Genomic DNA, 13,707 nt, shown 5'->3' with positions numbered 1-13,707 from the left:
TGTTAGTTGTAAGACACTTCAATGCTTACATCTGAATTAGGCATGAAAAAGTTAAATGATTTTGGAGCATAAATGCCCTGCTCGTTGGCATTTACTTTTATTTTCTTGCCATTTGCATCTTTTACAATAACTTCTTTTACAGTTTCTTTTATATTTTCAATCATCACCTTAACAGAATGTCCCTCTCTTGATTTGGTTGGTATAGTGGAAATATTACCATCATTATTACTTATTGTAATATCATGTAAAGGATTTGGAGTTGGCGCATTTCCTTTAGCAAATTCAAGTTCTACAACTTCACATAAATCTATATCTCTACCTGCAAAGGCTACAAATACAGCAAGTTTTCCTTTTAAACCTCCTATTTGATTTAGCTTTTCATTCTTGTTTAGCTCTTGTATTGAAATTTCATAATCAGTAAACGTACGATTGATATCATACAAACTTGTTTCACCTACAGCAACCCAACTATCTTCATCATCTACAGTTTCTGGTTTTGCAACAAAAACGGTCATTGTAACTGGGTATAATATTTTACTGTTCAACTTCAGTTTTAAGTCATCATCATCCTGTATGGGTTTGTTTCCGAAATTAAAATACTTGAATCCGATAACAGTTTTAGGTCCATCAATTCTTTTCATAGGGTTTAAACCTCCACCATCTCTTATTCTACCATCAACAAACGCTTTATTGGATTGGTAACATGCAATGTTTATATTATGTCTTTTAAATGCATCAAGCCCATTTGATTTTACCCCCTGGGAAGTCATTTCTACCTGTGGTATAATTACTTTATCACCTTCAACTTTTACTTCAATAGGCTCAATCATGGCCTGGCGATTTTTACTATTAAATGTGCCTTTGTGATACACCACACACCATTTGTCTTGGGCTTTAACAATACTACCATGGTTATTTCCTCTTCTCCAATTGATATTGTTCTGCACAATTTTACCTCCATAGATCCATGGGCCTTTAGGACTGTTACTGTAGCAATAAGAAAGTGCACTTATCAATTCATTTGCAGAGTATACAAATACGTAATGATTATCATCAATCTTTTTAATTGAAGAAGCTTCAAAAACTGTTGATTTTGGAACTATTTTCGGATCTAATGTTTTTTGCCAAGCATTTCTATCTGGCTTTCCAGTTTTAGGGTTAATAATCGTATGCATATCAAAAGGATCTACCTCTGCCCAACGATCGCCTTTTCGCATGCCCCAAAACACGTAAACTCGAACTGAGCCATCTTCTTGCTCATCTACCAATGCTGATGGATCAAAAGTACCTTCCTCGTTTGCAGGAGGCCAATCGCACATAATTGGATTTACAAAAGGACCAGCGGGACTGGTACTTTCTGCCACCAAACATTTAGGGCCATAATCTTCGAATCCCGGTACATAGTTAGCTGAACCTGGTAAAGGCCCTCCAACACCATCCATTTTATATGGTGAACCCAAGAAAGTATACAAGTAGTATTTTTTGGTTACGGGATTATAAACACAATCTGGTGCACCAAATATTTGTCCTTTAAGTCGTCCACCTAATTTAATGTTACCATAACCAATATCGTGTACTTGTTGCACATCAAAAATTTCCCCATGGTTAGTCCATTTGGTCAAATCCTTAACTGGAGCTGACCATACATCATGCCCATAACCACAAAAACCAGTAATAGCTTCGTCTCTAGAACCATAAACGAATAGTCTTTTTTCACCTTTATAATCAAAAACATGAGGTTCTCCATCTGGTATAAAAGCTGTTGGTGGAAGAAATGGATTTTGAGCATAAGTTTGCTGTTTTGTAAAACAAAACAATATTAACAGGATGAAAGTCACCACATTTTGTATTCGAAGCTGTTCTATTGTCTTCATTTAATCATTACAGGAACTAAACTTTATTCTACTTTTTTCACGCCTTCCTCTGTGGCGTTAATTTCTTGGATTGTACCGTCTTCATTGTAATACAAATATTCTATACAAGTGTTTCTGCTAAACTTTGAACCGCCATTCCAATTTTGCCAATGGTAAAAGAAATAATCTTGCCCTTTATAATTTAGTATGGAATGATGGTCCTGTCTTTGTTTTGGATTGATAGCGCCTTTATAATCAAAAGGCCCATAGGGATTATCTGCCATTCCATAAAAACCGCCTAAACCAGCATTATAGGAGAAGTAATATTTACCCTTTCGCTTGTGCATATAACTGGCTTCAAAGAAGTTTTTGTTACCATATTCAATCGTCCTGGGTACTTCAGCCAATTCTAAAAGATTGTCTTTTAAACGTGCTACTTTAGGTTCTCTAACACCCCAATATAAATATACTTTACCATCTTCATCTTCAAAAACACAAGGGTCTAACCATTGCCCTTCTACTCCTTTAATCCAACCTATGTCTTTAAATGGTCCTTCTGGAACATCACTTACTGCAACACCACAGCGCATATCATCTTTTGAACCTTTTACAGAATGTGGATAAATCAAATAATACTTATCATTTTTATAAATAGCCGTTGGTGCCCACATCCATCCCGGAACGCCCCAAGAAATATCTTTGGAGTGCAATACTTCGCCATGGTCTGTCCAATTAACCATATCGGTTGATGAAAACGCACGATAGCCATCCATGGTGTTGTAATTAACAGCATCTTCCATATCATGAGATGTGTACATCCAAACCTTGCCATCATTCCAAATATGTGCTGAAGGGTCTGCCGTTCTTATATGACGAATTACAGGATTATTTTTACTAACCTCGACAATATCTTCTTTTGTTTTTTCCTCTTTTTTTGATTCTTCTTTACTGTTTTTACAGCTTACTAAAACGGCTATAATGCAAAGCAATACAAATTTTAATTTCATAAGATTATAGTTTAGATTTGAACGTGTAGTTCCCGGGTTGCACTAAAAATTCAGTCTTTTCGGTTTCTGTACTAATTTTTTCAATGGCATCATTTTCTTCAATACTTTCTGCACTTCCAGGCACTACCACTTTTGCTGTGGTATTTGGTGGAATTACAATATTTAAAGAGAAGATTCCATCTTTTATCTCCCACGAAGAGGATACCTTCCCGTATGGTGAATTTAATGAGGCTGATGCCGAATTTAGTGGTTGTCTGGGTTCTGGTGCAATTCTAATGGATTTGTAACCTGCTTCTAATGATGCGATACCCGCAATGCGCTCGTACATCCATTCCCCAATGGCACCATAAGCATAATGATTCAAACTATTCATATTTTGAGGGTTGAAACCTTCGTCTTTACTATAACTATTCCAACGTTCCCAAATGGTGCTTGCTCCTTGATTAATGGAATAAAACCACGACGGATAAGTTTCATTAAATAGTAGTTTGTACATTAAATCAATTTCACCTGTTTCATCTAAAACTTGAGACAACAATGGTGTTCCCAAAAAGCCTGTTCTTAAATGATTGTCGGCCTCGGCTATTTTTTGTAACAAATGTTTTTTGGCATTTCCTTTATGTTCCTCCGATAATAAACCAAAAGCTAATGCTAATAAATAAGAGGTTTGGGTTTCTGAAACATCTTTTACTTTACCCTCTTCAAAAAAGTGGTTTTCAAAAGCCTTGGCTACGTTTTCATATAATGCATTGTATTTTTCATATGCTTCCTTATCACCCAATGCATTTGCTGTTTTGGCAGTTAAATCTGCTGAATGTGCAAAAAAGGCAGTTCCAATTAAACTATGTGCGGTATCGCCCCTGTTATCTCCATTTTCAGGTAAGGGTTGTAACCAATCTGCAAAACCACCCATTTTGGATATGTAATCTTTAGAAACGTTTTGGTGGTAGGCCACCCAACCCTTCATAGTTTCAAAATTCTCCTCTAAGATTTTCTTATCGCCTGTTCGTAAATAAATTTTCCATGGTATAATGGTACATACATCGCCCCAACCAGCACTTACTTTATCGTTAAACAATACATCTGGCACCACCCAAGGAATGCCTCCACTATCGTATTGCGACTCTCCAACACTCTGCATCCAACTGGCCCAGAATTTATAGACATCGGCATTGAAAATGGAAGTTGGCCCAAATACTTGCGCATCGCCTGTCCACCCCATACGTTCATCGCGTTGCGGACAATCGGTAGGGATATCAAAAAAATTGCCTCTCATACCCCAAACAATATTGCTTTGTAATTGGTTTAATTTTTCATGAGACGAGGTAAACGTGCCATTTTCTTCAAAATCTGAGTACTGTACCAAACCTGTCACCCAATCCTTTGTTGGTTCTGCAGATATATCAAACCCACTGAGCTCTACATATCGAAATCCGTGAAAGGTGAATTTTGGCATCCATTCCATTACCCCATCCTCAGATGCCGTATAATAATTGGTGGATAGTGCTGTTCTATAATTGTCTGTATAAAATGTACCGTCTGGCGATAACATTTCCGCAAACCTTACTTTTAAGGTTTCCCCCTTTTTCATAGGAACTTTCAGAAGCGGAACACCTACCATGTTCTGTTTTAAATCAAAAATTACGGTACCATCTTTTTCAATAAGCTCTTGTGTTGCTACTTCTATTTTAGACTTAACTGTAGTGTGGCGTTTAGGCTCTAAACGAACGTTGTTTTCAATAGGAAAGGTATTGACTGAACTCCAATCTTTATCACTAAAATTATTAGTTGTCCATCCATCCATTTCTAAATTGGCATCATAAGTTTCGCCATCATAAATTTCAGAAAGACGAATCGGTCCATTGGTCGTCCCCTTCCAACTATCATCAGAAACAATCATTTCTTTGGTGCCATCTTTCATTGTCATTTCTAACTGACAAAGAAATTTTGGAGTTTCTGTATCAACCCACAAAGCTTTTCTCCAACCTAATCTACTGGAATGCCAACCAGAAGCTAACTCAACACCAATGGTATTTTGACCAGATTCAATTAAATTACTAACATCATAAGTAATCGTTTCAATTCGCTCCTTATAGGGTGTGTAACCGGGAGGCATCACATCATCACTTATATCTTCACCATTTATGGCAACATCAAACACACCTTTTGCCGTAATGTATAATCTTGCAGAAGCTACATCATTAGATAGCTCAAATCCTTTTCTTAAGTATTGTGGTCTATGCACAATATTTCCTTGACTTCCTATAATACCTTCCGCTTTGGTATCTAAACCAATCCATTGCGCTTTCCAATCGTCATTACTCAATAATCCCAATTCAAAATGATTTATTACACTCCATTCTGAAGCATTTTCATCTTGATTCCAATATTTTACTTGCCAGTACACTTTTTGACGAGATTGCAAGGGCTTACCATTGTAGTTTACCCAAACCGATTGGTCTGTAACTTGCTTACCAGAATCCCACAAATCGGGATTATCGGGCAACATATCCTCACTAGACGCTACTACTAAATGATAAGCTGACTGACTTTTAACTCCCTCTGAAACGGGCAATTTCCAAGAAAAACTTGGATTAGCATCATAAAAGCCTAAGGGATTTTTAAACCCTTCTGAAACTGTTAAATTTTGAGCTTCTGCAAAAGTTACTTGCTCTTTACAAGAAACTGATGTGCATAATACAACTATAAATATTAGCGTGTAAAACGATAGTTTTAAATTCATTATTTAGTTTGATTAATTTTATTTTGAAATAACTCTAATGGGCTCTTTGAATAATTATACTCCCAAGTTTCTTCTGGCTCTACACTTTTAAAATCCTTTTCAACATAGAATTCATCTTTAAATGAAGCCATTGACTCATAAGTCAACTTTTCTAATTCAAGTCTTTTGTTTTTATAATCTGGGTTGTAAAACAAATTATTCAGTTGATTTGGGTCATTTTTCCTATCAAATAAAACATTATTCATTTCAAGTGGATTATCTCCTCCGTTCAATGTAAATGTATATGCTTTGGTAATTACACCTCTCCAACTGTGCTTTTTTACAGTTCCTCTTTCAAAATTAAAAATGGGAACAAAATCGACAACCGTTTGATTATTTGTCAATAAGGCTTCCGAAAGGTCTTTACCGTCATATTCCTGTTCACTAGGTATATCCATGAAACCCAAGATGGTTGGCATAAAATCTAAATTCCCAAAAAGCACATCAGACTTACTATTAGGTTTAATTTTCTTGGGATATTTAATAAGAAACGGTGTTCTATTCGAATAATCGTATGGATATTGCTTAGGTAATATAGCTCCGTAAGACTCTAGCATATCGCCATGATCTGCCGTAAAAACGGTTAGCGTATTATTTTCTAAATTAGTTTCCTTTAGCTTATGCATTAGCATACCAAATGCTTTATCAACCCCACTAATCATAGACATATGACCATGATACATTTCAATTAAATCTGGAGTTGGTTCAATACCTTGTCTTACTTTAATAGAATCTGGATTATACATAGACATGAATTCTTCTAAGGTATCATATCTGTAATGGGCCTTTCCATCTTTACCTTTCTTTTTACCCCAATCATGAGGTGGATGCCATGAAACGACAAGCGCAAATGGTTTACTTTTATCTATTGTATCTAAATAGGTTAGTGCTTGTTTTGTTTGCCCATACACTTCCCATTCATCAAAAAACTCTTTTTCACCTTTTTCGTTCCAAAAAAAGGATTTGTGAGCTCTAAAATCTAAATGGCAATTGTTAGTAATTACCTTATCAAATCCATAACGTAAATCGCCTTTGGGAATACCTCTATCCCGATCTCCTCCAAGAAGGTGCCATTTCCCAATATATGCTGTTTGATACCCTTCTTTTTTTAACTTTTGAGCCAATAAAACACTTTTGTTTGGTAGCAACGGACAATCATTTGTAAAGGCTCCATTTTTTAATGGGTGCATACCACTCATTAACATCCCTCTAAAAGGCGTACAAACAGGTTGATTTGAAAAACTATTTTCTAATAACATCCCTTCTTGTGCAAACTTATCCAAATTTGGTGTAATTACTTGTGTATTACCATAGGCACCAACCATATCATAAGAATGTTGGTCTGATAGTACAATTAACAAATTCGGTTTAATTGGTGTTTTTTGTTGTTCTTCTTTTTTTGTAGATAAACATCCAAATAAAATGATAGAACAAAGGGATATTAGAATTACATGTTTCATTATTTTAATTTAAAATTAGAGTTTATGTTGTACCTCCCAGCAGAAACTTCTATTACTAATTCATCTTCTTTCTGGTCAATTATTTTACTCTTGCTTATTTTCTCACCATTAATTTCCACCTCATTACTATTTGTGGTTGGAATACTAACCAATGCCGTTGTATTAGGAGGAATTATAATATCTAAGTAAAAATTATCATGTTCTATTTTCCAAGAAGACGTTGCTTTCCCATAAGGTGTATTTAAACTTGCAGAAGCCGATGTTAAAAACTCGGTATTCGGTAAAGGTGCAATTCTAATTTTCTTATATCCTGGTTCTAAAGGAGCTAGACCAGCAATACGCTCATACATCCATTGCCCAATGGCGCCGTAAGCATAATGATTTAAGCTATTCATAGGTTGTGGGTTGTAGCCTTCTTCAATGCTATAACTGTTCCAACGTTCCCACATGGTAGTTGCGCCTTGATTGATGGAATAAAACCAAGATGGATAGGTTTCCTTAAACAGAATGTCGTACATCAAATCTATTTCGCCCATATCGTCTAAAACCTTTGGCAAAATTGGTGTACCTAAAAATCCAGTTCCTAAATGATTGTCTGCTTTTCTAATTTCTTCTAATAAATGCTGTTGCGCTTTTGCTTTGGTTTCTGGCTGTAGCAAATCAAAATATATGGCTAATAAATAGCTAGTTTGGGTTTGTTTTTCATTTATAAATTTTCCGTTTGTATCAAAAAACTTGTTTTCGAAAGCTAGAGCGATTTCTTTATATAAGTCCTTGTATTTTTTTTCGTCTTCAGTTTTACCAAGAACACCTGCAATTTTCGAAACCAAGTGCGCCGAATGGGCAAAATATGCTGTATTTACAAATAATCTTGGTGTATCGCCTTTATTACCTTCTTTTCCAGGTTTTGATGGGTAAGGCTGTAACCAATCTGTATAGGAGTAAATATTTGGAATAAAATCTTTTGATTTGGATTGATAGTAACCAACCCATTTTTTTCCCATATCATAATTCTCTTCCAAAACTGATGTATCTCCTGTGATATTGTAAATATCCCATGGAATAATAACACAAGCATCGCCCCACCCCGAACTGGCACTATTTCTTTGCAATATATCAGGGATAACAAATGGCACTAAACCATTATCATGTTCAGATTGGGTTTCGCGCATACTTTGCAACCATGCTGTCCAAAACGCATGCCCTTTAAAATTAAACATGGCTGTTGGCGAAATCACTTGCGCATCACCAGTCCAACCCAAACGCTCATCACGTTGCGGGCAATCGGTTGGTATATCTAAAAGGTTGTCTCTCAAACCCCAAGTGATGTTTTTTTGCAGTTGATTTAATTTATCGTGTGATGATGTAAACGTTCCATTTTTTTCAAAATTAGAATATTGCACCAAGCCTTTTACCCAAGTTGAATTTGGTGTTGCCGAGGTATCAAATCCTGACAATTCTAAATATTGAAATCCGTGAAAGGTGAATTTTGGCGTGTACTCGATAAGCCCATCTTTTGATGCGATATAATAATCTGTTGATTTTGCTGAACGATAGTTTGTTGTATAAAAAGTACCATCAGACAATAACATTTCAGAAAAGCGAATCTTTAAAGTATCACCTTTTTTCATGGGCACTGTTACTTTTGGTACGCCTACCATATTTTGTTTCAAATTGAAAATTACAGAAGATGTTGTCGCAGATACAATTTCTGCATCCTCTAAAACTGTCATTGTTTTTACAGTTTCATGACGTTTTGGTTCTAAGGTTACACTATCAACTATGGGTTCTATTTCTGTATTTTCCCAAGAGGTATCATCAAACGTATTCATTGTCCAATTGGGCATTTCCAAATTGGCATCATACACTTCACCATCGAACAAACCTGCTAATCGTATTGGCCCATTGGTTGTGCCTTTCCAAGTTTCATCAGAAATAATAGTTTTTTTTGAACCATCTTTTAAAGTGATTTCTAACTGACATAAAATTTTTGGAGATGCTAAAAAGTCATAAACAGCTGTTCCTCTGGTAATTCTTCCTGAATGCCAACCAGATGCCAATTCTACAGAAATTGCGTTTTTTCCTGAAGATAACATATCGGTTACATCATAGGTTAGTGTTTCAAAACGTTTGTTATATGGCGTCCAGCCAGGTGTTAACACATCATCACTAACATCTTTTCCGTTCAAATGCACATCAAAAACGCCTTTCGAGGTGATGTATAATCTTGCTGATGCTATATCTGATGGCAACTCGAACCCTTTGCGCAAATATTGTGGTCTGTGCATTAAAAAATTACGTACCCCTTTTATGCTATCTTTAGCAGTATCTAAACCCGCCCATTTTGCTTTCCAGTCAGAGTTATTCAACAACCCCAATTCAAAGGAATTGATTTCACTCCATTCTGAAACTTTGCCATCTTGATTCCAATATTGAACTTGCCAATACACTTTTTGACGGGATTTTAAATCGACTCCCTCGTATTTTACAAAGCTGGACTGTGAACTTTCTTGTTTTTCAGAATCCCATAAATCTGGATTATTGGGTAATAATTCTTTTGAAGAAGCTACAACAACTTGATACCCCAATTGACTCTTATTTTTATCTGAAACAGGAAGTTTCCAAGAAAATGTTGGTATTGCATCATAAAATCCCAATGGGTTTTTAAAACCTTCTGAAATGGTTAAATCTATAGGCTTTTGAACTGTTTCTTTCTCCTTGCAAGACAAAAAAGTACTTAAAAGAATTAGAGAGAAAATAAAAAATATATTGATTGTACTACTTAATTTATTTTTCACTTTAGTTTGATTTTGATTGAAATATATAACTTCCTGAAGTTACTTGTATGGTGACAGTTCCCTCTGATGTGTTTTGATAATTCCCGTTTAAAGGCTCTCCATTTATTAAAATAGATTTGGTAAAACCATTTGGTATTTTAATTGTTCCATTTGTATTTGGTGGAATAACAACCTGTAAAGTAAAACTATCTTTTTCTATTTCCCAAGCTGAAGTTGCTTCTCCATATGCAGTTTGTAAACTGGCTGATGCTGAGGTTACATATTTTGTATTTGGTACAGGTGCTATTTTAATTTTTTTGTAACCAGGTTCAAGCGAAGAAAGTCCAGCAATACGCTCATACATCCATTGCCCAATAGCGCCATAAGCATAATGATTTAAGCTATTCATTGGTTGTGGATTGTAGCCTTCTTCTATACTATAACTGTTCCAACGTTCCCACATTGTGGTGGCTCCTTGATTGATGGAATAAAACCAAGATGGATAGGTTTCTTTAAACAGAATGTCATACATCAAATCTATTTCGCCCATATCATCTAAAACCTTTGGCAAAATTGGTGTGCCTAAAAAACCTGTTCTCAGATGATTATCAGCTTTTTTTATGGTTACTAATAATCGTTCTTGTACTTTTTCTTTAATTTCTGGACTTAATAAATCAAAATATAAAGCCACCAAATAAGCAGTTTGGGTTTCAATTTTTGCTTTTACAATTCCATTTTCATCAAAAAACTCTTTTTCAAAAGCTTTTGCTATATTTTCAAATAAGGCTTTGTATGCTTTCTCATCCTCTGTTTTTCCTAAAAGACTAGCCATTTTGGATATTAATTGAGCAGAATGCGCATAGAAAGCTGTATTGATTAGCAGCCTTGAGGTATCTCCACCTCTACCTTTAGGTCCTGTTGAAAGAAATGGCTGCAACCAATCTCCAAATGAAGGGTTTTTGGGTACGAATGGGGTTTCTCCAATTTCAGATTCATAATAGCTCACCCATTTTTTAGCAGATTCATAACTTTCTTCTAGAATTGTTCTATCTCCTGTTGCTTTGTAAATTTCCCAAGGAATCATTGTTATGGCATCTCCCCATCCAGAACTTGATTTTTTTATTTGTAAAACATCAGGTACTACCCAAGGAATTCTTCCATCTTCAGTTTGTGATTCTCTTACGCTTTGCAACCAAGCTGTCCAGAAAGAATGTACGTTATAATTAAATAAAGAAGTGGGCGCAATTACTTGTGCATCACCTGTCCAACCTAGTCGTTCATCACGTTGAGGACAGTCTGTTGGAATATCAAAAAAGTTACCTCGTAAACCCCAAGTAATATTACTTTGTAGTTGATTTAATTTTTGATGTGAAGAAGTAAACGTGCCTTTTTGTTCGAAATTTGAATGTTGAACCAATCCTGTAACCCAACTTGCATCTGGTTTTGCAGTTTTATCATAACCACTCAATTCTACAAATTGAAATCCGTGAAACGTGAATTTTGGTGTATACTCAATCACACCATCTTTTGAAGCTACATAAAAATCGCTAGATTTTGCTGTGCGATAATTGGTTGTGTAAAATGTACCATCTTTTAACAACATTTCAGAAAAACGTATTTTTAAAGTATCGCCCTTTTTCATTGGAACGCTTACTTTAGGAACACCAACCATATTTTGTTGCATATTAAAAATAGTGGTAGAATCTGTAACAGCTACAATTTTTGTATTAGATAAAATTGTTTTGGTTTTAACTGAGTGATGCCTTTTAGGTTCTAATTTTATTGAATTTTCGACAGCTTCTGTTTCAACAACATTCCAAGTTGAATCGTTAAAATCTGATTGTTTCCAATTTGGCATTTCATAGTTAGCGTCATAAAACTCTCCATCGTAAACATTTGCCAATCGAATAGGGCCATTGGTTGTTCCCTTCCAACTTTCGTCTGAGATAATGGTTTGTTTAGAACCATCTTGCAAAGTAATTTCTAACTGGCATATTATTTTTGGTGATGTGTACTTTTTATACAAAGCTTTTGCTCTACTAATTCTGCTTGAATGCCAACCTGAAGCAAGTTCAACTGCCAGCGCATTTTGTCCTGTTTTTAAAAGTTGTGTAACATCATAGGTTAGTGTTTCAATTCGATAATTGTAGGGTGTCCAACCTGGAGACATTACATCATCACTAACATCTTTTCCGTTTAAATGCACATCAAAAACTCCTTTGGCTGTAATATATAATCTTGCAGATTTAACATCTTTTTTTAACTCAAAACCTTTTCTTAAATACTGAGGTCTGTGCATTAAAAAATTACGAACGCCTCTAATATTATCTTGAGCTGTGTTTAATCCAATCCATTTGGCTTTCCAATCAGAGTTGTTTAAAAGACCCAATTCAAAGGAATTAATTTCACTCCATTCTGAAATTGCATTATCTTGGTTCCAATAACGAACTTGCCAAAACACCTTTTGACGAGATTGCAATTCTTGACCTTGATACTTTACAAAGGTAGATTGAGAAGTTTCTTCTTTTTTTGAATCCCATAAATCAGGATTATTTGGTAATAATTCTTCTTTTGAAGCTACTACAATTTGAAATGCAGATTGACTTTTAATTTTATCTGATACAGAAAGTTGCCAAGAAAATGTTGGTTTTGGATTATAGAATCCTATTGGATTTTCAAACCCTTCTGAAATGGTTAAATCTATAGGTTTTTCGATTAGTGCTTCTCCGCAAGAGACAATCACTAAAAAAATAAATAAGAACAAAATTTTAGAAAATAGAGACTGACGCTTCATTAATCTTGAATAAAATTAGCACTAAATATATTAAAGCAATATCTTATTTTTTTTTGCTTTAACTGTCCTGATGTATCTCTATTTTACTAAAATTTTCAATAAGCTGAATAAGCTATTGAAGCTAATTAATTCCAGAGGAAAACGAAATATAAACGATAATCAGCTCAAAAAATATATTTATGAGTCTATATTCATTCTAAAAGTTGTTTAGTTATACTGAAACTCGCTATCAAGTTTTACATTTTCAAAGGTTTCATTTTTGGGAAGGTCAAATGCATAACTTGTTTTTTGGTCCCAAGGCACATTTATATCATGTGATGTTTTAAAATCCATAACATGACCACCCCATTTGCGGTCATCTGAGATAAAATGAAAATGATGACCAAAGGCATTTATATTACCTACATATTCTGGACAATAAAATCCAACTAAAGTGCCACTTATATTCTCAGCTTCAAACACAGGGCGGATGGGTAGTAGCAGATCTAAACCATCAGTAAAAGGTTTTTCAACCTTTGGCACACCTCCTAGTTTTATATAATCCAATTTTATGGGTACTCTGTAAGCATAAAAATAATGTTCAGATTCCATTTCCGTGTTTAATCGCTTTTGGAATGAAGTATAGTCCATTGGTCCACTTATTTTAAAGACACCATCCTCTTTAAAAAAAGTAGCATCGGAATACACTATTTCGTCTTCATCCTGCCCCACAGTTATTTCGCCATTTTCTCTTATTCGATATGGAACACCATCAAGCATGACTAATTCACCATCTAAATAATCAAAAGAACCTAAACCAATATCACCTTTTGTTTTAAGTTCTGAAACTTTTAAATCACCATCAAAAACCTTATTTACAAAGGCGAACCAAATAGAATATTGGTAAAATACATCTGGCTTGGAAGTACTTTCTAAATCAGAGGCTGTTGTTACTTTTTGTTCTTCTACTGGCTTATTATTCTTTGATTTTTCAACACATCCGAGAAGAAGTGAAACAAGTAAACCAAAAAGTACTATTCTGTTTTTCATAATAT

The 13,707-nt window shown here is 34.9% G+C and carries 7 protein-coding genes; all 7 read right to left on the bottom strand.

Features of this window, described 5'->3' with window-relative positions; translation table 11 throughout:
• Nucleotides 1-2 precede the first annotated feature (2 nt).
• The 7 genes from M0214_RS10315 to M0214_RS10285 all read right to left on the bottom strand — a co-directional run bounded on the left by M0214_RS10315 (nt 3) and on the right by M0214_RS10285 (nt 13,702).
• Nucleotides 3-1,874, bottom strand: a complete 1,872-nt coding sequence (locus tag M0214_RS10315) for a family 43 glycosylhydrolase (RefSeq protein ID WP_248722488.1) — start codon at nt 1,872-1,874, stop codon at nt 3-5.
• A gap of 23 nt (nt 1,875-1,897) precedes the next feature.
• The gene (locus M0214_RS10310) at nt 1,898-2,860 is read right to left on the bottom strand and encodes a family 43 glycosylhydrolase (protein ID WP_248722487.1); all 963 of its coding nucleotides are present in this window, start codon (nt 2,858-2,860) and stop codon (nt 1,898-1,900) included.
• Nucleotides 2,861-2,864: 4 nt separating this feature from the next.
• Entirely contained in the window at nt 2,865-5,603 is a 2,739-nt protein-coding gene (locus tag M0214_RS10305; RefSeq protein WP_248722486.1) for a family 78 glycoside hydrolase catalytic domain, read from the bottom strand.
• Nucleotides 5,603-7,102, bottom strand: coding sequence for a sulfatase (locus tag M0214_RS10300; protein ID WP_248722485.1), 1,500 nt, complete (start codon nt 7,100-7,102; stop codon nt 5,603-5,605). Before M0214_RS10300 ends, M0214_RS10305 begins: the two co-directional genes overlap by 1 nt.
• Nucleotides 7,102-9,900: an alpha-L-rhamnosidase gene (locus tag M0214_RS10295; protein ID WP_248722484.1), complete on the bottom strand. Its 2,799-nt coding sequence runs from the start codon at nt 9,898-9,900 to the stop codon at nt 7,102-7,104. The genes M0214_RS10300 and M0214_RS10295 overlap by 1 nt, the downstream gene beginning before the upstream one ends.
• 1 nt (nt 9,901) lies before the next feature.
• Nucleotides 9,902-12,673 (bottom strand): alpha-L-rhamnosidase, encoded by a 2,772-nt coding sequence (locus M0214_RS10290; RefSeq protein ID WP_248722483.1) that lies wholly within the window; start codon nt 12,671-12,673, stop codon nt 9,902-9,904.
• A 207-nt stretch (nt 12,674-12,880) separates the two neighbouring features.
• Nucleotides 12,881-13,702: an acetolactate decarboxylase gene (locus tag M0214_RS10285; RefSeq protein WP_248722482.1), complete on the bottom strand. Its 822-nt coding sequence runs from the start codon at nt 13,700-13,702 to the stop codon at nt 12,881-12,883.
• Nucleotides 13,703-13,707 lie beyond the last annotated feature (5 nt).

It is taken from the genome of Seonamhaeicola sp. ML3 (assembly GCF_023273855.1).
Classification (GTDB): Bacteria; Bacteroidota; Bacteroidia; order Flavobacteriales; family Flavobacteriaceae; genus Seonamhaeicola.
The sequence above is the reverse complement of the archived record's forward strand: the minus strand, read 5'-3'. Positions and strand labels throughout refer to the sequence as shown.

Excerpts from the sequence above, each read along its gene's own strand:
- M0214_RS10290 (WP_248722483.1), bottom strand. The coding sequence starts at position 12,673 with ATGAAGCGTCAGTCTCTATTTTCTAAAATTTTGTTCTTATTTATTTTT.
- M0214_RS10310 (WP_248722487.1), bottom strand. The coding sequence starts at position 2,860 with ATGAAATTAAAATTTGTATTGCTTTGCATTATAGCCGTTTTAGTAAGC.
- M0214_RS10305 (WP_248722486.1), bottom strand. The coding sequence starts at position 5,603 with ATGAATTTAAAACTATCGTTTTACACGCTAATATTTATAGTTGTATTA.
- M0214_RS10315 (WP_248722488.1), bottom strand. The coding sequence starts at position 1,874 with ATGAAGACAATAGAACAGCTTCGAATACAAAATGTGGTGACTTTCATC.
- M0214_RS10300 (WP_248722485.1), bottom strand. The coding sequence starts at position 7,102 with ATGAAACATGTAATTCTAATATCCCTTTGTTCTATCATTTTATTTGGA.
- M0214_RS10285 (WP_248722482.1), bottom strand. The coding sequence starts at position 13,702 with ATGAAAAACAGAATAGTACTTTTTGGTTTACTTGTTTCACTTCTTCTC.